This window comes from Flavobacterium sp. ZT3R18, assembly GCF_007097385.1.
Taxonomy (GTDB): Bacteria; Bacteroidota; Bacteroidia; order Flavobacteriales; family Flavobacteriaceae; genus Flavobacterium.
This window is the reverse complement of record NZ_VJZS01000014.1, coordinates 34,156-54,574: the sequence shown is the minus strand read 5'-3', so window position 1 is coordinate 54,574 and position 20,419 is coordinate 34,156. Positions and strand designations below refer to the sequence as shown.

Sequence of the window (20,419 nt, the reverse complement as noted above, 5' to 3'; positions counted from 1 at the left end):
AACACCATTTTCACGACGATTTTCCTTTACTTTGCGGTATGATTTCAATTCCACACAAAACTAAGCAATTCCTTGTACTTCTAGTCAAACTTTTGATTGTAGGCGGCGCCTTTTATTTTATTTACAATCAACTGGCCAACAACGACAAACTCGACTGGCAGAAATTCTTGGTGTTGTTTCATAAAAACCAGTCGGTTTTAGGAATTGGTTTTATTCTTCTTTTGAGCGTTTTAAACCGCTTATTTGAAATTCTAAAATGGAAATATTTGGTTTCCTATCTCAAACCAATTTCTCTCGCAGAAGCAACCAAGCAGGTTTTGGCAGGATTAACCGCCGGATTATTTACTCCAAACGGCGTGGGGGAATATGCCGGAAAAGCATTGTATTTTGATAAAAAAGACACCAAAAAAGTCGTGTTTTTAAACTTGGTTTGCAACGGAATACAAATGATCTTGACTGTGATTTTTGGTGTTTTTGGATTGTTGTATTTTAATGCACAATACAATGTGATTACCCCAAAAACTATTGCCATTCTTTTTGGCGCTTGTTTTTTGTTATTTGGAATTTTATTTTTTTCAAAGAAAGTCAATATCAAAGGCTATTCTATAGAAAAACTCATTCATAAAACTAACGAAATTCCAAAATCGATTCATGAAAAAAATACCTTTCTGGCTATTCTTAGGTATTTGGTTTTTTCGCATCAGTACTATTTTTTGTTTTTGGCGTTTGATGTCGATTTACCTTATTTAATTTTAATATCAGCTGTATCCAGTGTTTACTTTCTAGCTTCTTCTTTGCCTACTTTTCAGTTTTTGGATTTTGCCGTAAAGGGAAGTGTGGCGGTTTATTTCTTCGGGATATTGGGCGTAAACGAGTGGGTGGTGGTTTTTGTCACGACGCTAATGTGGTTTCTAAACGTGGTTTTACCAGTGGTTATTGGGAGTTATTATGTGTTGAATTTTACCCCCCGCCCTCTAAATGGGGATTATATTGACAAAACAAATTAACCCCATAAAGTATGATTGCAATTATTTTTAGCGTGATTTTGCTTATTTATCTGATCGCTATTGGTTGGCTTATTTTTGGGTTTGCCAAAATAAATTCCTTTGGATACCTTGGCTTACCACCAAAAACCAGCTTTACCATTATTGTTCCTTTTCGGAATGAAGCCGAAAATTTGCCGGTTTTATTAGAAAGTTTTTCAAAGTTGAATTACCCAACGGATTTGTTTGAGGTGATTTTGGTTGATGATGCTTCCGATTTTAGATTGCAGATTTTAGATTTTAAACCCGAGCGACAGCGAACTGGCGAAGCATTTCAGATTACTACCATAGACAATATTCGGGTTTCTAATTCCCCCAAGAAAGACGCTATTACAACCGCCATGCAAAACGTAAAAACCAACTGGGTCATTACCACCGATGCCGATTGTGTGGTTCCTAAAAACTGGTTATTAACGTTAGATAATTTCATTCAGTTGCACCCCGTTTCGATGATTGCAGGAGCGGTTACTTACGATTGTCAGAATTCCTTTTTACATCATTTTCAGCAATTGGATTTGGCCAGTTTACAAGGTGCAACCATAGGCAGTTTTGGAATTAAAAAAGGGTTTATGTGCAATGGCGCTAATTTTTCTTATACCAAATCGTTTTTTCAAAAGCTCAATGGTTTCGAGGGAAATGGTGCAATTGCCAGTGGCGATGATGTTTTTCTATTACAAAAAGCGTTAGCCCAATACCCTGAAAAAGTGGCCTATTTAAAATCGAAGAATACCATTGTAACGACAAAACCAGTAAATGATTGGAAATCGTTGTTTTACCAACGCGTTCGCTGGGCATCTAAAACGACATCCTATGAAAGTACTTTTGGAAAAAGGTTGGGACTGCTTGTCTTTATGGCGAATTTTGGTTTGGTTTGTTGCTTTGGACTTACTGTTTTTGGTTTGATTTCCTTTCCGATTCTTGGATTGTATTTCCTAATCAAATTTGGAATAGACGCTGTATTGATACTACAAACCAATCGTTTCTTGACGAAACAGAAAATCCGCTATTTGCTTTTAAGCAGTTTATGGTATCCTTTTTTTAGTACGGCTGTGGCGTTATATTGCCTGTTTGGGAAATACGAGTGGAAAGGGAGGAGGTTTTAGATTTTAGATTTCTGATGAATCGCACTAAACAATCAGTTGAAAACAATTCATTTTCAACATTTTGAAATCAAAAATCTGATCCCAGTATAAAATTTGAGTTCGCACAAAAATCTAAAATCTAAAATCTAAAATCTAAAATCTAAAATCTACTCTACTCCACTTTTAGAATTACAGGAAGTATAAACTGGGTTTTTACGGGTAATCCTCGTTTGATGGCTGGATTTATTTTGGGGAAATCTACCAAACGAGCTTTTAGAATACTGTCAATTTTTATTTTATCATAAGCCACCGAATCTTTGGGGAATTGCGGCTCAAATTGCATGGTTGCATTGGGGAAAATAGTCACTTTAACTTCTATGGTGTCTAACTCTGGATAAAGCATTGCCAGCGTGTCGTTACTCAATTTCTCTTGTATTAATTGCGTCAAAACATCAAAAAAACATTGCTGGCGTTGCTTTTTGTCTTCAATTTTATCGCAATCAACAACCGATGGGTATTCATCGACTTCTTTCCAATTGATTGACTTCAATTCCTTTTGCAACAATTCCTTTTCAGAAGGAACTTGTTTGTCAAAATATTGACAGGAATTAAAAAGTATAAAGACTAGAAAAAGGGAATACTGCTTCAATGTTTGTTTTTTGAATGGGACTAAAATGCTATAAAAATACAATTATTTTTCTCATATTCGTATATGCAATGCGTGTTGTATTTTCGACTTCAAAATTACTAAAAATATTTTTATGGATATTCTACTTTTACTATTAGGACTTATTTGTGTTGTTGTGGGTGTTTTTGGCAGTTTCTTACCTGTTTTACCCGGGCCAAGCATCAGTTGGGTTGGTATCGTATTGCTGTACTTTACTACTGCCGTTCCTGCCAATTATTGGATTCTTGGTATTTCGGCATTGATCACTATTGCGCTAACTATTCTGGATTATATCATTCCTTCGAAGGGAACCAAAAAATTTGGCGGGAGTTCCTATGGCATTTGGGGAACCAATATCGGTTTGATTGTTGGCATCTTCGCCCCAATTCCCTTGGGCTTTCTTATCGGTCCGTTTGTTGGCGCTTTGATAGGCGAACTTATTTATGATTACAAAGACCACCAACGCGCATTGAAAGCAGCGACAGGATCGCTATTAGGCTTCTTAGCTTCTTCCTTTATGACGTTTGTGGTGTGCATGATGTATCTGGGATTGTTTCTTTGGATAGTATGGCAGAATAAAACGGCTTTGTTTTAAAAACTATTATTCTTTATAGTATTTGCCTAAAAAATCAAAACATTTTGAAATATAATTCTCAAGCATCTTGAACCATTAAGATATTAAGAAAATTAAGTTTTGTAGTGTGCTATAGATTTTAATTTTCATCCATAAAAAAAGCCTTTCCGTTAAGAAAGGCTTTAAACAATATTTGCGGTCTGGACGGGACTCGAACCCGCGACCCCATGCGTGACAGGCATGTATTCTAACCAACTGAACTACCAAACCTCTGCTTTATTGCGGTGGCAAAGATACAATAGATTTTCGTTTACGCAACTATTTTATAACACAAGTATCAAAAAAAAATTCAACTCCCTTAAAATCAAAGAATACCGATATGAATTTTTAAACAAATTCACCTACAATCGTCCATTAATCCCTTAATTCAGGGCTAATCTAGACAATCAAAAGAGACTTTAAGCATCAAAAAAGACAGAATCCTTCTTATTCCGGATCCAAACTTTTGAACTTGATCCCATTTAAGCGAATTACAAACTTCTGTAAATCAAAAAAGCTATCCACAAAGTGGAAAGCTTTTCATTGGTCTAACTACAAACCGATCTCGTCATTTGACGAGAAAACAACACAACTAGCTTTAGATACTGTATATTGGCAAAAAAAGCCTTTCTGTTACGAAAGGCTTCCCCAATATTAGCGGTCTGGACGGGACTCGAACCCGCGACCCCATGCGTGACAGGCATGTATTCTAACCAACTGAACTACCAAACCTCTGCTTTATTGCGGTGGCAAAGATACAATAGATTTTCGTTTACACAAGCCTTTTACTAAAGAATTTTGAATGTTTTTTCATAGCATTATCCAAAGTTTTGTTTTTCAACCAAGTAGGTCATTAGAATTTTCTCGAAACTTTCGCCAACCCCAACAGGAATGTACTTTATTTTGTTCTGAGCACAGGTCAAAGCTAACTTTTTGAAGTAGCTCCCAACCTGTTTTTCGTATTCTTCCTTCACATTATCGGCAAAAATCACTACCTCATCTCCAGTTTCTACATCAATAAACTTCCTTGGTGCATTATCAAAATCAAATTTTAGCTCCGTTTCATTGTCTACCACATGAAATAAAACAACTTTGTGCTTGTCGTGCTTCAAATGTTGCAACGCATTAAAAAGTGCTTCTTCATTCTCCGACTGAAACATATCCGTAAACAAAATAATCATCGAACGCCTGTGAATTTTCTCGGCTATCTGATGCAAATAGGTAATGGTATCGGTTTGCTTTTTTTCTTTTGTGTCTTCCAAAAGCCCTTCGAGCTTGTTCAATATCATTCTATGATGACGATCACTCCCTTTTTCTGGCGCGTAATACTCATAACTATCCGAAAAAACACTTAGACCAACCGCATCGCGTTGTTTCTTCAACAGGTTCATTAAAACCGCCGACGCTAATACCGAAAAACCTATTTTATTCTCATAAAACGGCTGATTACCCTTCAATTTAGGATAATGCATCGACGAGGAGTTGTCTATAATAATATGACACCTCAAATTAGTCTCTTCCTCAAAACATTTGGTGTACAAACGATCTGTTTTGGCAAATAATTTCCAATCAATATGTTTGGTGCTTTCGCCAATATTATACACTTTATGCTCGGCAAATTCTGCCGAAAATCCATGAAACGGACTTTTATGCATACCCGAAATAAAACCTTCAACCACTTGATTGGCTAACAATTCTAAATGCTGAAAACTGGATATTTTTTCTATTTGCGATTCGATTTTCATTCGGTATCTCTTTTAATTTTTTGAGCACGGTACAAGCCGTCTGTAGCCTGCAATAATTTTCTTTTTAGAACAGGGCTGAAATTTGGATTCTCTCTTAAAAAAACCGCTACAACAGTATAGGCAAAATCAGAAGAATATCTTCCAATACTGGCTGACAACCATCTTTTAGGAAAAAAAAGATCTCCTGTTCTTTGAATTTCTTCAACTAAATCCAGACAGAGGCGAAGGTGTCTTTGACTACTTCCCTGACGCAACGGATGATTTAAATAGCCTAAAGCCGATATTACCCATGGTGCTTTGACTCTATTTTGCTCCTCTTTCAAAGATAACATAAAAGCATCTCGAACTCCTTGGTCATTTGACAGTGACGGCATCAAAAAATCCAATCGCTTTTGTTTATCGGGGTTTGTAGTTGCTAACCTTGTCTTCTCCATAATTTCTACAGCTTTCGGATGCTGAAAAACCGCCAAATCCATTGCTATATTCGTATAATCGTCTTCGTTAAGTTTTAGGCTATCAAAAACATCCTCTTTATTCCAAATTCGAAACAATCGTTCCCTTCCTGTTTCTGAATATGCAACAGCATTAAATAGCCCAAAAAATATTTTTTTGATATTGGGAGGCAACTCTTTTTTCAATGATTCATAAGCAAGATTCTCTAACCCTTTTTGATTGGCCTGTTGTTGTTTTTCTGTAAAATACATCCAGTAAATATCTCTCAATTGACCAGACAACAATCGCACTATTAATTCGTTTTTCTCCCCTTCAATTCCTTTCAAAAAACAATCAAAAGCCATTGCAGGAGTTATTTTTCCTGTCAATACATTTTCATATAAATTTATATAGCTGTATGCCCGAGCCACTTCATTAGATATAACAGCTATTTGACTCAAATTGAAAGCATCCACAGGAAACACACCGTAACCATAACCGTTGTAATTGTAAATAATCAAGCTGGGCTTTGTTAAACCAATAGCTTCATTCAATTTAGTGATTTTCCCTTCTAATGCCACTTTTATTACCTTAACACCATCGGGATATACTAATCCTATTTCAAAAATTTGTGGCCATACATTAGACGAACCATCTTCGGCTTTTTGATGGATTTTAAAACTTTTGATTTTATTTTTAGCATCATATTCTACAATGTCAGTTAGCAAAGGCCTACCCGATTGATTAACCCAAACTTTGCTCCATTTTTTTATATTCAATGGTGTTTCTTGATCTAAAATTTTGACTAAATCATTCCAATCCGCATTATCATTAGCAAATCGCTGCATGTATTGCTGAATTCCTTTTTGAAAACGATCAACCCCCATCGTTGTTTCTAGTTGACGCATCATTATGGGGGCTTTATCATAAATAATACTTCCATAAAGCGACCCTGCGTTTTTCAGATTAGGCAGTGTTTGTTTAATAGGGTGTGTTCCCGCCGAACGATCCTCACTATAAGCTGTTGGGTAATGAGCCAACAAAAATTGCAAGTCGTGATTAATTTCTGGAAAAGTCGGATTCATAATTTTGTCGGCCATAAAATTAGCAAACACTTCTTTCATCCAAACATCGTCAAACCATTTCATGGTAACCAAATTACCAAACCAAGTATGAGCAGTTTCATGAGCTATTAGCTTCCCTCTTTCCAGTTTTTCGGTATTAGTAGCACTATTGTCCAAGAACAAAGTAGCTTCTTTGTACTGTATTGCTCCTATATGTTCCATTCCTCCAAAGGGATGAGCAGGAATAGCTACAAAGTCTAATTTCTGAAAAGGAAAAGGTTGTTGCGTGTATTTTTCTAGAAAAGACAAAGACTTTTCGTGTAAATCAAAAATCACATTAGCACTCGCTTTTATTTTTGCGGTATCACTTTCACGATACAACATTGTCATATTAAAATGCCCCGGATTCATTGTAGCCTTCGTAAATTTCCCAGCAACAAACGAGAACAAATACGTACTCATCTTATCCGACTTTTTAAATTGATAGGTTACAAAATCATCTTGACTGGTTTGCTTAACCACTTCGGCTCCAGCCAAAACCTCCCATTCTTTGGGTGCTGTAATTGCCATAGTATAAGTAGCTTTGATATCAGGCTGGTCAAAACAAGGAAATAAAGTCCTTGCCCTATCAGGTACCAGCAAGGTATAGAGATAATCACTATTTCTATTCAATGACAAATTCCCCGCTACAAATGCAATTTCAATAGTATTTAGCCCTAATTTCAACCATTTTTTCGGGATAATGAGATGTTCTTTTTCATGAAGTATCGCTATTGACTGCCTATTTATTACCACCGATTGCAGATTCTCTTTCTTCTCATTAAAATCAAAATACAAAGGCTGATTTATATCCGCTATTTTGAGTTCTACTATAAGTTTCGATTGAATCGGTTGCTCTTTATCTTTAGGAATGGCAAAAGATAAATTATAAGACACTTCCGAAACTTGTTTTTTACGAAAACCCGTCAATTCTTTAGAAACTCCTTCCTGCGCTAACACATCCGAAGGTTGAATCACTTGACCCGAAACGGCCATCCAAAAGAAACAAAGTAAATAACTAGGAATTCTCATTGTACTAAAATCTTTAAATTTGGTTAAAAATAAAAAAAAGGCTTGACTTTCGCCAAACCTTTTGTCTTTATATTGTAAAACAACGTTGCTTCCTGTAACTATTAATTACAACAATGCGTCTAAGCTATCTGCATACGTTTGTTTTGGAGCCACTCCAACTTGTTTTCCTACTACTTCTCCGTTATGGAAAACCAATACTGTTGGAATGTTTCTAACACCGTATTTTGCAGCAAATTCTTGGTTTGCATCTACATCAACTTTCCCTACAACTACTTTCCCTTCGTACTCGTTGCTTAGTTCGTCAATGATTGGCCCAACCATTCTACAAGGTCCACACCAAGCTGCCCAAAAATCTACCATTACCGGTTTGTCTGATTTCAAAACTACTTCTTCAAAAGTAGCGTCTGTTATTGCTAATGCCATACTATTTTTTTTTTATATTTAAATACTTATTTTTAACTAGGGAACAAATTTAGAAATTAAAAACCAACCAAATGCCATTCCTAAATTAGTTTTCATTATAAAAGCATTGCTAATAGCTATTTTCAACCCTACTCCGGTTTTCGAGATCTAGCTTTAATTCATTTATCACACTTTTATTTTATGAAATCAGCCGTTTATTTTAAATCAAAGCTTGTTGATAAAACCATATTAGAATCATCAAAAACATTGGCATAATACATTCCTTTGGTCAAATCACTTACCGGAATTTCAGTGTCAATTGTAACCGACTTGTTTTTATAATTTACGTTGCTCTCTATGCTGTAACTAAGGCTTTTTTTGCCAAAAAGTATGGTTTTATTATCGCCCAAAACATTATTAGTGTTGTCTATAACTTGAATGTAATATTTTTTCTCTTTGGCTTTAGACAATCTATTTTCGGCAATCGTAAAGCTTAATTTCAACAAATCAGCTCTACTTGCTTTGTCAGTTTCTATTTGCTTTCCTGAATTTCTTAACTTGTAAGGAGTAATTTTAAAATCAAGATACGATAATACTGCCGCTCCTTCAATTTTAGTATTCAAACTCTTGTTTTGAGTTTTCAAGTCGCTGTTCTTAGACAGTAAATTATCGTTAGTTTTCTTTGTTGTAACTAGTGCTACGCTTGTACTGTCGGCCTTTTTCTTGTATCTATCCAATTCTTTCATCAAGAAAAAAACGTTGTTCTGAAGGTCTTGCGATTTTTTCTGAAACTTTAAATTCAAGCTTTCAGTCACATCTGCTTTTTGATACTCTGCGATTAGTTTTTTTAATTTGGCTCGTTCAGTTGCTAGTTGCTTAGACAAGTTGTTATTGTTGACCATGACTTTATTAAGTTTCGACTCCGATAATCGCAACTCTTTCAAGGTATATGCCTTTTGATTTTGGAGTGTTACAATGACACTTTTAGAACGATCCGCCCTTTTATAAACATAAAACAACCCGCTTAATAGTACTAATATCAATATAACGATAACCGTTTTGAAACTTTTATTGATTAAATTATTGCTCAATTGTTCATTTTCCATCTTTTTCGGATTTTATTTTAATGATAAGTCTTGCGTTCAACTAGTAATAAACAACATCGGAGATTTGTAAGTCACTGCATGAATGTGTCCGAAATTTACATAAAAAAGCTCAATCTAAGTCCGTTTTTTAATGAGATCTTGCTGCTTTTTGTCTCGTTCAAAGGCAAATTACACATAACTACTTATACTATAGATACAAATGATTTGAGAAAATTGCAATCAGAAATTACATGGATTTAAATCCGTGCTAAATTTCGCCCTCTTAACAAGTTACAAATCTAACAAAAGGTTGAATAACTACTAAATATCCTTATTTAAGGACAACCGAAGCTCTTTTTTCGGTATTAATTTTTCTGTTTAATGAAAAATACAAAACAATACCCAAAATTCCAATGACACACATCAGTATCCAGTTAGTCATAAAGCTGTATTTTCCAATTACAGCAAATCCTATTTTGGGGCTCAAGATTTGGGCTAAGCTAAAACTCATCGTGTACATTGCCATATATCGCCCGCCGAAACCTTTTTTGGCTCGGGATAATGCAAAGGTATTCGAAAACGAAAAAATCAAAATCTCTCCAATCGTAATCAAGACAATACTCAATAACAGCACTGGAATCCAATTAGCAACAAGCAAACAAAAGAAACCTGATAGCATAAAAAACGAACCGAAAAGTATAACTCTAGAAGGTTCCATTTTTCTTTTTTCTAAATAGCTTACACAAGGCATTTCTAGCAAAAAAATAAGCAACCCATTTAAAGATAAAATCAACCCAATCTCGATTGCATTGAGGTGAAATTTAGTCGTATTGTAAACCGGAATGGTCGTAAACAATTGAAAGAACAAAAATGCAGTAACAAAACTAGCACACAAAAAAACGATGTAATTAGAATCACTAAAAACACTAAAACTAACCTTAGCCTCCTCGACCTTAAGCATTTGTGAATTCGTAATTTTACGTTCATCAATGAGTAACATAAAAACTACAATTGCAATAACACAAGTCAGTCCATCCGCCCAAAAAAGGTATTCATAATTACCAGAAGCAACAATAAGTCCTCCCAAAACAGGCCCAGAAACCAACCCTAGATTTACCGCAAGACGAATCAATGTCAATGATCTTGTTTGATTTTCTTTGGTGCTAAAATTCCCCACAGCCACATACATTGCAGGCTTGTACATATCTGCAATGACACTAATTACAAACAATCCAATACAAATTTCGGTAAAATCATAAAGAAACACCAAGGATATAAACCCAAACCCCGCCAGTAGCAAACTCAAAAGCATGATCGTATAAAACCCAATTCTATCCGTAAGTTTCCCGCCAATCCAAGTCCCTACAAGAGACCCAAGTCCTATACAAGCCATCATCCAACCCACATCTTCAAAAGAAAACGAAAGATATTCGTGCAAGTATTTGGCCAAAAACGGCATTACCATTGCGCCAGCACGGTTAATAAAGGTAATAAGAGCTAGTATCCAAATCTCTTTAGAGAAACCTCTAAAGTTATTTATGTAGGTATTTATATAAGTTTTCATTGGGGTTTCTTTGGGAAAAGCGGCAAAGGTACAGCTATTTTTTAAGTTTACTTTTTATTTTCAGGTCAATCACTTCTAGAACCGAAAGACTCTTTATGATTTTATCAAACAGAATAATTGGTTTTCATTCTAATTGCATTTTATTACCGTAAACTATCGGCTTACATGATTAGGAGCTATTTCCTGCTATCCGTTGCAATCTTTTATTACCCTGTCAGGGTTTTGAACCCTGACAGGGTAATAAAAGGATTTTCACTACTATCAGGGCTAGGACATCAGGGATTTCAAGACATTTACTCCTAAAAAAAAGACCCTCTTTTCAGAAGGTCTTTAGTGTATTTCAATCGCATTTGATTATAGACTGTATTTCAATCCAAAAGTCAAACCTAATCCACTAATTCCAACATAAGAACTAATATCATCGGTAGCCTTATCTTTATCAAAACCAGCTGAATTAGTTACCTTAGTATTTGAAGTAGTATTAATTTGCTCAACATAATTTACATGATTTGAAGAATAAGATCCATCTCTAAAAGATGTAGTTGTGTTCAATTTATCTACACCATTCTCTGTGTATTTTTTTGTTTCTTTAGTTTTTCCATGAACAGTAAAGTTACGGTATTCCAACTCAGCAAAAAGAGAAATGTTTTTACCTAATTTATAAGAAGTACCTAAAGCTGCCATAAATCCAACTGTTGGATTTGGCAATACAACATCTTTAGAATAAGTATTTGTAGTTCCAAGTGGATTAGTATACGTTCTATTTGTTTCAATCGTCAAATCTCCAACTATAGGAACAATAACTCCTACTTTAGTATAAGGTTCAAAACCATGAGTTTCACCTAAAAACAAAACAATTGCTGGAGCTAAATCAAAAGCAGTGATTTTTCCTTCAGCTGTACCTGTTGCAAAAGTAGGCCCAGCTCCTGCTAGTTTATTTACCGTTTCAACCATAGTTTTGTCTTTTCCAGTGAAATAATTAAATCCCATCTCAACACCTAAACGTGGTGAAAAACGATATCCAACATTTAAACCTGTACGGAATCCTTCTCCAAAAGAACCATGATTTGTTTCTCTAGAGACTAAAGTACTCCCGTTTGCAGCATACACATCAGTGTTTGGCAATGCACCAGAAACAGTTGGAAACTCTGTCGCAGCTGTTTGTACAAAATAAGAACCTCCTAATTTAAAATACCAAGTTTCTGGCTTACTGTCTGTAGTACCTGTAGTTTGTCCTACCATAGTCATAGTAGAAACTAATAATCCGAATAAAAATATTTTTGCTTTCATTTTTGAAATTTTAATTTCAACAAAAATATATTTATTTCACTATACCTAAAACATAGCAATACGGAATAACACAAAATAATTGTTTTGTATTAATTGTTTTTAACATAACGCATCAATATAGTTAAAATCACTATAATTCCATAAGTAAATTGCTAATATTTAGAATCTAAAATTTACAGTTTAAGCAGAATAATATTATAACAAAAACAAAAAAATGTTTTTTAACGTTTGATTTATCAATAAATTGAATGCACGCATACAATTTCATCAATTATTTAACATAAAAAAAACACTTAGACAAAACCTTGTATCGTTTCATCTAAGTGCTTTTATGTTAAATAATTCGTTTTTCCTTTAATTCAATTTAAAATTAACATGCATTTTCTCTAATTCGAACAATAATTCGTTCGAGATTTGAATTTTCAGCTTTCGGCTTGGCATCGACAATTTGGTTACCACTTTTATTTCTTCGACCTCTGTAACTGTTTTAGTCTGTGTCGTTTCGACCGCTTCTTCATTTTCATCCACAAAAGATTCCTCTTCATTTTCAGTAAACTCCGTTGCCGTTTCTACGATTCGCTTTGTTTTTTCCAACTCCATAATTTCAAAAGCTACGGTGTTATCTCCCTTGTTTTCTTGAAAAAGCCGATTCAGTTTATGAATAAATTCGGTCTCCAAGTCATTTACATTCAACAAAAGGATTAACTTTTTGGCAAAAGTGCTCAACACATCCTGCAAGTATTGCACCAATACAAATTGCATTCTAGGATCGGTTTTTTTACCTGTATCCTGATTCACCCAACCTTCTTTTATCATCACTTTCATAAACGTAAAATTGTTTTGAATAAAGAAATGCCTGAATTTTAAATACTCTTCACCAAAAATTTTAAATTCATAACTTTCGTCATATCCTTCGAGCATAAAAGTCCCCCATCCTTTTCCGTTCTTAGCCACACGGTGTTGCACATTGGTAATAATCCCTCCAAAAGTGAGGCCCTTCCCTACATAAAACTCCATGTTTTTTAAGGCTTCCAATTTGGCATTGCAAAAATATTTCATCTCAAACTTATAGTCATCCAGCGGGTGACCCGAAATATAAATCCCAACCACCTCTTTCTCTTTGGCTAGTTTTTCCATCGTGCTCCAGTCTTCGCAAGGAGGTACTATGGGTTCGGCAATTTGCACATCGCTGCTTTCGCCAAACAAACTTACCTGCGATGAATTTTCATTCTCCTGAAATTTAGATCCATACTTAATCGATTTTTCATAGAACGTAATTCCGTCCCCATCATCATGAAAATATTGAGCTCTTGTGGTTCCTTCAAACGAATCAAATCCACCTGCCAGAATCAAATTCTCCAGTGCTTTTTTATTCGCCGCACGCAAATCAATACGCTTGGTCAAGTCAAAAATAGACTTGTATTTTCCGTCTTTTCTGTTATCTACTATGGTTGCAACAGCTCCAGAACCCACCCCTTTTATGGCTCCCATTCCAAAACGTACCGCATAATCATCATTTACGGTAAACTTGTAAAACGATTCATTGACATCAGGCCCAAGAACCTGCAATCCCATACGTTTACACTCTTCCATAAAGAAAGAAACCTGCTTAATGTCACTCATATTATTAGACAAAACCGCCGCCATATATTCAGCAGGATAATTGGCTTTTAGATAAGCCGTTTGATAAGCCACCCAAGCATAGCAAGTCGAGTGCGATTTATTAAAGGCGTATTCCGCAAAGGCTTCCCAGTCTTTCCATATTTTTTCTAATTTGTCTGCGGCATGCCCTTTGGCGACAGCCTGATTCACAAATTTAGGTTTCATTTTATCCAGTACATCCTTTTGTTTTTTTCCCATCGCTTTACGCAAAACGTCGGCATCCCCTTTAGAGAAATCCGCCAGTTTTTGGGACAAAAGCATTACCTGTTCTTGGTAAACGGTAATTCCGTAGGTGTCTTTTAGTAATTCTTCGCAGGCATCCAAGTCATAAATAATTTCCTCTTCGCCATTTTTTCTTTTTACAAAACTTGGGATATAGGCAATCGGTCCTGGACGGTACAAGGCATTCATGGCAATCAAATCGGGAAAAACCGTTGGCTTCAATTCCTTCATGTATTTTTGCATCCCCGGACTCTCATATTGAAAAATCCCTACCGTTTCTCCACGTTGAAAAAGTTCATAGGTTTTTAAATCATCAATAGGAAATGTGTCGGGATCGAGATCTATGTTGCTTCTGTATTTTACTAATTTAACGGTGTCTTTGATCAGAGTAAGGGTCTTCAGACCCAAGAAGTCCATCTTCAACAAACCGGCACTTTCAACCACCGAGTTATCAAACTGGGTAACAAACAAATCCGAATCCTTGGCGGTAGCTACAGGAACGAAATTGGTAATGTCGCTTGGCGTGATAATCACCCCACAGGCGTGAATCCCCGTGTTTCGTAAATTCCCTTCTAAGACCTTGGCCTGCTGAATGGTTTCTCCTCCTAAATCTCCTTGGCCGGCAATTTCGATTAATTCCTTAATCTTATCATACTCTTCTGGGCGAACCGCTTTCTTAATTACATCTTCTTTCTCATTCAAAAAACGAGCCAAATTCCACTTGGATGGCATCATTCCCGGAATCAGCTTCGCAATTTTATCGGCTTCAAACAATGGCAAATCCAGTACCCGCGCCGTATCTCGAATCGCGGATTTGGTTGCCATTTTACCATAGGTAATAATCTGTGCCACTTGCTTGGATCCGTACTTTCGAATCACATAATCCATTACGCTACTACGTCCTTCATCATCAAAATCGATATCAATATCGGGTAGTGACACACGATCGGGATTCAAGAAACGCTCAAAAAGCAGGTTGTACATCAAGGGGTCGATATTGGTGATTTTCAAACAATACGCCACCACCGATCCCGCCGCAGATCCCCTTCCCGGCCCCACTGAAACGCCCATGCTTCTGGCCTCGGCAATTAAATCCTGTACAATCAGGAAATACCCCGGATAACCCGAATTCTTTATGGTCAATAACTCGAAATCCAATCGCTCTTGAATTTCTTCTGTAATTTCAGGATACCTGCGATTGGCGCCTTCAAAAGTAAGGTGTCTCAAATAGGCATTTTCCCCTCGTACACCGCCGTCTTTTTCATCTTCGGGATCATTAAATTCAACTGGAATTTCAAATTTAGGAAGCAATACTTCTCGTGCTAAATCGAAAATTTCTATCTTATCGACAATCTCCGAAATATTCGAAATAGCTTCGGGCAAATCGGCAAAGAGCTGTTTCATCTCATCACCCGATTTGAAATAATACTCCTGATTTGGCAATCCGAAACGATAGCCACGACCACGACCTATTGGCGTAGTTTGTTTTTCACCATCGCGCACACAAAGCAAAATATCGTGTGCATTGGCATTCTCTTTATCAATATAAAAAATATTATTGGTCGCAATCAGTTTTACTTCGTGCTTTCTTGCCAACGTAATCAAGGAAGCGTTCACCCGATTTTCATCCTCTTGATTGTGACGCATCAACTCGATATAGAAATCCTCTTGGAATTCATTTTTCCACCAAAGCAAAGCTTCTTCGGCTTGGTTTTCTCCAAGATTTAAGACTTTGTTTGGGATTTCACCATAGAGATTTCCAGACAAGACAATAATATCTTCTTTGTACTGCTGAATGACTTTTCGATCTATTCTGGGTACATAATAAAACCCTTCGGTATAAGCGATAGAAGACATTTTGGCCAAATTATGATAGCCTTTTTTGGTCTTCGCCAAAAGTACTATTTGATACCCATTATCCTTAACAGACTTGTTTTTATGGTCTTCACAGACAAAAAATTCGCAACCTACAATTGGTTTCATAGGAACTTCGGTAGGTTCCTCGCCGTTTTCTATGGCTGCTTTATTCTTGGCATTGGCATTTTTATTATGAGCCAAAATATCGCGAACAAAATGGAAAGCACCCATCAAATTGGCGTGATCCGTCATCGCCACCGCAGGCATTTTTTGTTGTGCCGCTGCTTTGACCAATGCCGCAATACTGATGGTGGATTGCAAAACCGAAAACTGTGTATGATTGTGTAAATGCACAAAAGGCGCATCGACTAATACCTTTTTATTCTCATTCAGTTCTTCTTTGGAAACCGAAACAGCTTGTTTCTCTCCAAATTGAAGTCGGATTTTATCCGAAGCTTCTTTTAGATTGATATGTTTTAAACCTATCAGCTCAATTTCATGCGGATTTTTACTTTTAAAATCCTTGAAATAACCTACTTCAACATCGAGTTCTTCTTTGGTAAAAATATCTCTACGGATTAATTCCAAGAAACAACGGGTAGTTGCCTCGACATCGGCAGTGGCGTTGTGCGCTTCCGCAAAAGGTTTGTTAAAAAGATAAGAGTGTAATTCTGTTAACGTAGGTAATTTAAATTTCCCTCCACGTCCTCCGGGTAATTTCAATAAAGAAGCAGTAACCTCGGTACAGGTATCCAAAATTGGCATCGCACCCATAGGGGAATCGACTCCCATTCTATAGAATTCGCAGCCCATAATATTGATATCAAAACCTAGATTCTGACCCACAATAAACTTGGCTTTGCCCAGCGTCACGTTGAATTTCTCCAAAACTTCACCCAAAGAAATACCCTCGGCTTCGGCCAACTCGGTAGAGATTCCGTGAATACGTTCGGCGTCATACGGAATATTAAACCCATCTGGTTTTACCAAATAATCCTGATGCTCAATGAGTTTCCCCATATCATCGTGCAACTGCCATGCGATTTGTATGCATCTTGGCCAGTTGTCTGTGTCAGAAATGGGTGCACCCCATTTCTTGGGTAATCCTGTGGTTTCGGTATCGAATATTAAGTACATACTTTTATAAAAAAACAAATTAAAAAATTCCAAATTCCAAATTGCTTCGCCTGTTCGTCCAATGGGTTCAAGTCATAGTACTTCGTAATCTTAAAATATTGATTTCATGGACTATAAAAAGTATTGAAACACAAAATGGTGGAGGGTCAAATTTAGGTTTTTTATATAGATTGAGGCCCTTAAGTTATTAACAAAAATGGCATTTCACAAAATAAAGTTTAAGGTGTAAGTTTTAAATTTCATTCGTGAAAAAACACTTCTTGAGTCCCTCAAATGTTGTTGCGAGCGCGTGAGGGATAGACGGAAGCTACCGAAGTAGCCCAGATAGCCCGACAGTATTAGGGAAAGGGGCCGAATGAGCGCAATAATCAGTTGGCCCCTTTTCCTAATGGTGGCACGCCCAACTTATTTTTGAACTGATTTACAACTTTGGTTTCTTTCAAAAACAGCTCTTCAAAACATCTAATATTTATTTCTTCTCCTTTTTGGATGTCGTAGTTTTTTCTAAAAAAAAGGGAGGCGAAAAACGCCAATAACACATCATTTATAGCTCAATAAATTGATTTTTCTATTCATTTTTACAAAACAGCCACGATACAAACCACAACAATAATCACCATTTTTAAATGTTTTGTGGTTATTTTTTAAACAAATCTCCGTTTTACATGCTTTTTTTACGATAAATTTACGAATTATCAAAAACACAACAAACAGTATCGAAACAACTTTGAAAAGAAATTGAAAGTCAAATTGAAAAGAGTGAATTTTAGTCATAACAACCAACTAAAGTACTACGGAGTCGTAAACACCTTTTGGGTATCGTATAAAACGACTTTTCGAAATTGACCACTTTCTTTTCTTTTCTAAATTTGTGGCCAATGATATAATTGTTAGGAAATTGTCCAGATTATAAAAGAGAAATACACTAAAAAATAGTTAAAATGAGTACTACATTATTCGACAAAGTATGGGATTCGCACGTGGTGCGTAAAATAGCAGATGGACCAGATGTCTTTTTTATTGACCGTCATTTTATTCACGAAGTGACTAGTCCTGTAGCTTTTTTAGGTTTAAAAGAAAGAGGCATCAAGGTATTGTACCCTGAGCGTACTTTTGCAACAGCCGATCACAACACTCCTACTATAAACCAACACTTACCGGTTGCTGATGCTTTATCTGCCAATCAATTGAAAGCGCTGGAAGACAATGCAGCTGAATATGGTATTTCACACTGGGGATTGGGACATCAAAAAAATGGTATTGTTCACGTTGTAGGACCTGAAAACGGAATTACATTGCCTGGTGCGACTATCGTTTGTGGTGATTCCCACACTTCTACTCACGGTGCTTTTGGAGCGATTGCTTTTGGTATCGGAACTTCGGAGGTGGAAATGGTTATGGCTACGCAATGTATTATGCAGCCAAAACCAAAGAAAATGCGTATCAACGTAAACGGAACTTTGAGCAAAGGTGTGGGTCCTAAAGATGTGGCTTTGTACATCATTGCACAATTGACAACTTCGGGCGGAACAGGATATTTTGCGGAATATGCCGGAAATGTTTTTGAAGAAATGTCTATGGAAGGTCGTATGACGGTTTGTAACTTGAGTATCGAAATGGGTGCTCGTGGTGGTATGATTGCTCCTGACCAAAAAACTTTCGATTTCTTGGAAGGACGCTTGTATGCTCCAAAAGGAGAAACTTGGACAAAAGCAGTCGAATATTGGAAAACCTTGAAAACTGATGCTGACGCCGTTTTTGATGCTGAATTGAATATCGACGCAGCGGATATTGAACCAATGATTACTTACGGAACCAATCCTGGAATGGGAATTGGTATCTCAAAAAATATTCCGAATGCCAACCAAGTGGAAGGTGGCGAGGAAACCTATAAAAAATCTTTGGCTTACATGGGCTTCCACGAAAATGACGTAATGATTGGCAAACCAATTGATTTTGTTTTCTTGGGAAGTTGCACCAATGGTCGTATCGAAGATTTTAGAGCTTTTACCGAAATTGTTAAAGGCAGAAAAAAAGCAGACAATGTTACGGCTTGGCTAGTTCCAGGTTCTCACGTTGTGGAAGCGCAGATTAAAGAAGAAGGTCTTTTGGATATTCTTACTGAAGCTGGTTTCGTATTGCGTCAGCCGGGATGTTCAGCTTGTTTGGCCATGAATGATGACAAAGTTCCTGCCGGAAAATATGCGGTAAGTACATCAAACAGAAACTTCGAAGGTCGTCAAGGTCCTGGTTCAAGAACGTTATTGGCTAGTCCAATTATGGCTGCTGCCGCTGCCGTTACTGGAAAACTGACAGATCCTAGAGATTTGATGATTTAAGAATGTAGATTAACGATTTTTGATTTCAGATTTCGTTGGAATACTAAATTCTTTATTGCAGTGACTTTTTACAATATATATTATACAAAAATTAGCGGTCAAGATTTGATTTCTACACAGAAATCAACAATCTAAAATCGTTAATCTAAAATCTAAAATTCCCATGGCATACGATAAATTTACCATCCTTACTAGTAGTGCAGTGCCACTACCAATAGAAAACGTGGATACCGATCAAATCATTCCAGCTCGTTTCCTGAAAGCTACCAAACGGGAAGCTTTTGGAGACAACCTTTTTAGAGACTGGAGATACAATGGAGATGATACTCCAAAAACCGATTTCGTTTTGAATGACGCAACTTATAGCGGAAAAATATTAGTAGGCGGAAAAAACTTTGGTTCAGGTTCTTCTAGAGAGCACGCAGCTTGGGCGGTTTACGATTATGGATTTCGTGCGGTTGTTTCTAGTTTCTTTGCAGATATTTTCAAGGGGAATTGCTTGAACATTGGTGTATTACCGGTACAAGTAAGCCCTGAATTTGCCGAAACTATTTTCAAAGCTATCGAAGCGGATCCAAAAACAGAATTGGAGATCAATTTGCCTGAGCAAACCATTACGCTTAAAGCTACGGGTCAAAAAGAGTCTTTTGACATCTCTGGATATAAAAAAGACAATATGGTTAACGGTTTTGATGATATTGACTATTTACAAAACATCAAAGAAGAAATCACCGGATTTGCAGACAAACTGCCTTACTAAAAAATTAATACAATTTAGTTTTAGTAAGAAACCCGACATATTTTTAAAATCTGTCGGGTTTATAAATAAAAAATGAATATGATTTTAGAAATGGCCATTCTGCAGGTAATAAAAGGAGAAGAACATCATTTTGAAAAAGACTTCGCGATTGCCAGTCAGTATATCCAATCCATTCCGGGTTTTGTGAGTCACAGTTTGAGAAAATGCATCGAGGAAGAAAATAAATATCTGTTACTGGTTGATTGGGAGAAATTAGAAGATCATACAATTGGCTTTAGAGAATCAGAAACCTATTTAGAATGGAAAAAATTGTTGCACCATTATTATAACCCGTTCCCGGTTGTGGAACATTATGAAATGGTTTTGGAACATAAAAAATAATTT

At 36.4% G+C, this 20,419-nt stretch carries 14 protein-coding genes and 2 tRNA genes; 6 read left to right on the top strand and 10 right to left on the bottom strand.

What is annotated here, in order from left to right; all coding sequences use genetic code 11:
* Window positions 1-38 precede the first annotated feature (38 nt).
* Both FNW52_RS14615 and FNW52_RS14610 read left to right on the top strand, forming a co-directional pair.
* Window positions 39-1,007, top strand: coding sequence for a lysylphosphatidylglycerol synthase domain-containing protein (locus tag FNW52_RS14615; protein WP_143378187.1), 969 nt, complete (start codon window positions 39-41; stop codon window positions 1,005-1,007).
* Between the two features lie 11 nt (window positions 1,008-1,018).
* Window positions 1,019-2,146 carry a glycosyltransferase gene (locus tag FNW52_RS14610; protein WP_143378186.1) on the top strand — a complete coding sequence of 376 codons (1,128 nt, stop codon included), beginning with the start codon at window positions 1,019-1,021 and terminating at the stop codon, window positions 2,144-2,146.
* 151 nt (window positions 2,147-2,297) lie between these two features.
* Here the strand turns inward: FNW52_RS14610 and FNW52_RS14605 are convergent, their stop codons facing one another.
* Window positions 2,298-2,774, bottom strand: coding sequence for a hypothetical protein (locus FNW52_RS14605; RefSeq protein WP_143378185.1), 477 nt, complete (start codon window positions 2,772-2,774; stop codon window positions 2,298-2,300).
* 112 nt (window positions 2,775-2,886) lie between these two features.
* Between FNW52_RS14605 and FNW52_RS14600 the strand changes: the two genes are divergently transcribed.
* Entirely contained in the window at window positions 2,887-3,387 is a 501-nt protein-coding gene (locus FNW52_RS14600) for a DUF456 domain-containing protein (protein WP_143378184.1), read from the top strand.
* Between the two features lie 175 nt (window positions 3,388-3,562).
* Here FNW52_RS14600 and FNW52_RS14595 read toward each other — a convergent pair.
* The 9 genes from FNW52_RS14595 to dnaE all read right to left on the bottom strand — a co-directional run bounded on the left by FNW52_RS14595 (window position 3,563) and on the right by dnaE (window position 16,936).
* Window positions 3,563-3,636, bottom strand: a tRNA-Asp gene (locus tag FNW52_RS14595).
* Window positions 3,637-4,063: 427 nt separating this feature from the next.
* Window positions 4,064-4,137: transfer RNA gene (locus tag FNW52_RS14590), tRNA-Asp, on the bottom strand.
* Between the two features lie 86 nt (window positions 4,138-4,223).
* On the bottom strand, window positions 4,224-5,150 hold the full coding sequence (locus FNW52_RS14585) for a DUF58 domain-containing protein (protein ID WP_143378183.1): 927 nt from the start codon (window positions 5,148-5,150) through the stop codon (window positions 4,224-4,226).
* Window positions 5,147-7,717: a M1 family aminopeptidase gene (locus FNW52_RS14580; protein ID WP_143378182.1), complete on the bottom strand. Its 2,571-nt coding sequence runs from the start codon at window positions 7,715-7,717 to the stop codon at window positions 5,147-5,149. Before FNW52_RS14580 ends, FNW52_RS14585 begins: the two co-directional genes overlap by 4 nt.
* Window positions 7,718-7,822: 105 nt before the next feature.
* Window positions 7,823-8,140, bottom strand: coding sequence for a thioredoxin (gene trxA, locus FNW52_RS14575; protein ID WP_024980008.1), 318 nt, complete (start codon window positions 8,138-8,140; stop codon window positions 7,823-7,825).
* 194 nt (window positions 8,141-8,334) lie between these two features.
* Complete coding sequence (locus FNW52_RS14570) at window positions 8,335-9,225, bottom strand: hypothetical protein (protein WP_143378181.1); 891 nt, start codon at window positions 9,223-9,225, stop codon at window positions 8,335-8,337.
* A 310-nt stretch (window positions 9,226-9,535) separates the two neighbouring features.
* Window positions 9,536-10,768, bottom strand: coding sequence for an MFS transporter (locus FNW52_RS14565; protein WP_143378180.1), 1,233 nt, complete (start codon window positions 10,766-10,768; stop codon window positions 9,536-9,538).
* Window positions 10,769-11,122: 354 nt separating this feature from the next.
* Window positions 11,123-12,058: an outer membrane beta-barrel protein gene (locus FNW52_RS14560; RefSeq protein ID WP_143378179.1), complete on the bottom strand. Its 936-nt coding sequence runs from the start codon at window positions 12,056-12,058 to the stop codon at window positions 11,123-11,125.
* 354 nt (window positions 12,059-12,412) lie between these two features.
* Window positions 12,413-16,936, bottom strand: a complete 4,524-nt coding sequence (gene dnaE / locus FNW52_RS14555; protein WP_143378178.1) for a DNA polymerase III subunit alpha — start codon at window positions 16,934-16,936, stop codon at window positions 12,413-12,415.
* A 941-nt stretch (window positions 16,937-17,877) separates the two neighbouring features.
* Here dnaE and leuC point away from each other — a divergent pair.
* The 3 genes from leuC to FNW52_RS14540 all read left to right on the top strand — a co-directional run bounded on the left by leuC (window position 17,878) and on the right by FNW52_RS14540 (window position 20,416).
* Complete coding sequence (gene leuC, locus FNW52_RS14550; protein ID WP_143378177.1) at window positions 17,878-19,275, top strand: 3-isopropylmalate dehydratase large subunit; 1,398 nt, start codon at window positions 17,878-17,880, stop codon at window positions 19,273-19,275.
* 163 nt (window positions 19,276-19,438) lie between these two features.
* The gene (leuD, locus tag FNW52_RS14545; protein WP_143378176.1) at window positions 19,439-20,035 is read left to right on the top strand and encodes a 3-isopropylmalate dehydratase small subunit; all 597 of its coding nucleotides are present in this window, start codon (window positions 19,439-19,441) and stop codon (window positions 20,033-20,035) included.
* A gap of 72 nt (window positions 20,036-20,107) precedes the next feature.
* The gene (locus tag FNW52_RS14540; RefSeq protein ID WP_255515606.1) at window positions 20,108-20,416 is read left to right on the top strand and encodes an antibiotic biosynthesis monooxygenase; all 309 of its coding nucleotides are present in this window, start codon (window positions 20,108-20,110) and stop codon (window positions 20,414-20,416) included.
* Window positions 20,417-20,419: the final 3 nt, after the last annotated feature.

Excerpts from the sequence above, each read along its gene's own strand:
- FNW52_RS14615 (WP_143378187.1), top strand. The coding sequence starts at position 39 with ATGATTTCAATTCCACACAAAACTAAGCAATTCCTTGTACTTCTAGTC.
- FNW52_RS14610 (WP_143378186.1), top strand. The coding sequence starts at position 1,019 with ATGATTGCAATTATTTTTAGCGTGATTTTGCTTATTTATCTGATCGCT.
- FNW52_RS14600 (WP_143378184.1), top strand. The coding sequence starts at position 2,887 with ATGGATATTCTACTTTTACTATTAGGACTTATTTGTGTTGTTGTGGGT.
- FNW52_RS14585 (WP_143378183.1), bottom strand. The coding sequence starts at position 5,150 with ATGAAAATCGAATCGCAAATAGAAAAAATATCCAGTTTTCAGCATTTA.
- FNW52_RS14580 (WP_143378182.1), bottom strand. The coding sequence starts at position 7,717 with ATGAGAATTCCTAGTTATTTACTTTGTTTCTTTTGGATGGCCGTTTCG.
- trxA (WP_024980008.1), bottom strand. The coding sequence starts at position 8,140 with ATGGCATTAGCAATAACAGACGCTACTTTTGAAGAAGTAGTTTTGAAA.
- FNW52_RS14570 (WP_143378181.1), bottom strand. The coding sequence starts at position 9,225 with ATGGAAAATGAACAATTGAGCAATAATTTAATCAATAAAAGTTTCAAA.
- FNW52_RS14565 (WP_143378180.1), bottom strand. The coding sequence starts at position 10,768 with ATGAAAACTTATATAAATACCTACATAAATAACTTTAGAGGTTTCTCT.
- FNW52_RS14560 (WP_143378179.1), bottom strand. The coding sequence starts at position 12,058 with ATGAAAGCAAAAATATTTTTATTCGGATTATTAGTTTCTACTATGACT.
- dnaE (WP_143378178.1), bottom strand. The coding sequence starts at position 16,936 with ATGTACTTAATATTCGATACCGAAACCACAGGATTACCCAAGAAATGG.
- leuC (WP_143378177.1), top strand. The coding sequence starts at position 17,878 with ATGAGTACTACATTATTCGACAAAGTATGGGATTCGCACGTGGTGCGT.
- leuD (WP_143378176.1), top strand. The coding sequence starts at position 19,439 with ATGGCATACGATAAATTTACCATCCTTACTAGTAGTGCAGTGCCACTA.
- FNW52_RS14540 (WP_255515606.1), top strand. The coding sequence starts at position 20,108 with ATGAATATGATTTTAGAAATGGCCATTCTGCAGGTAATAAAAGGAGAA.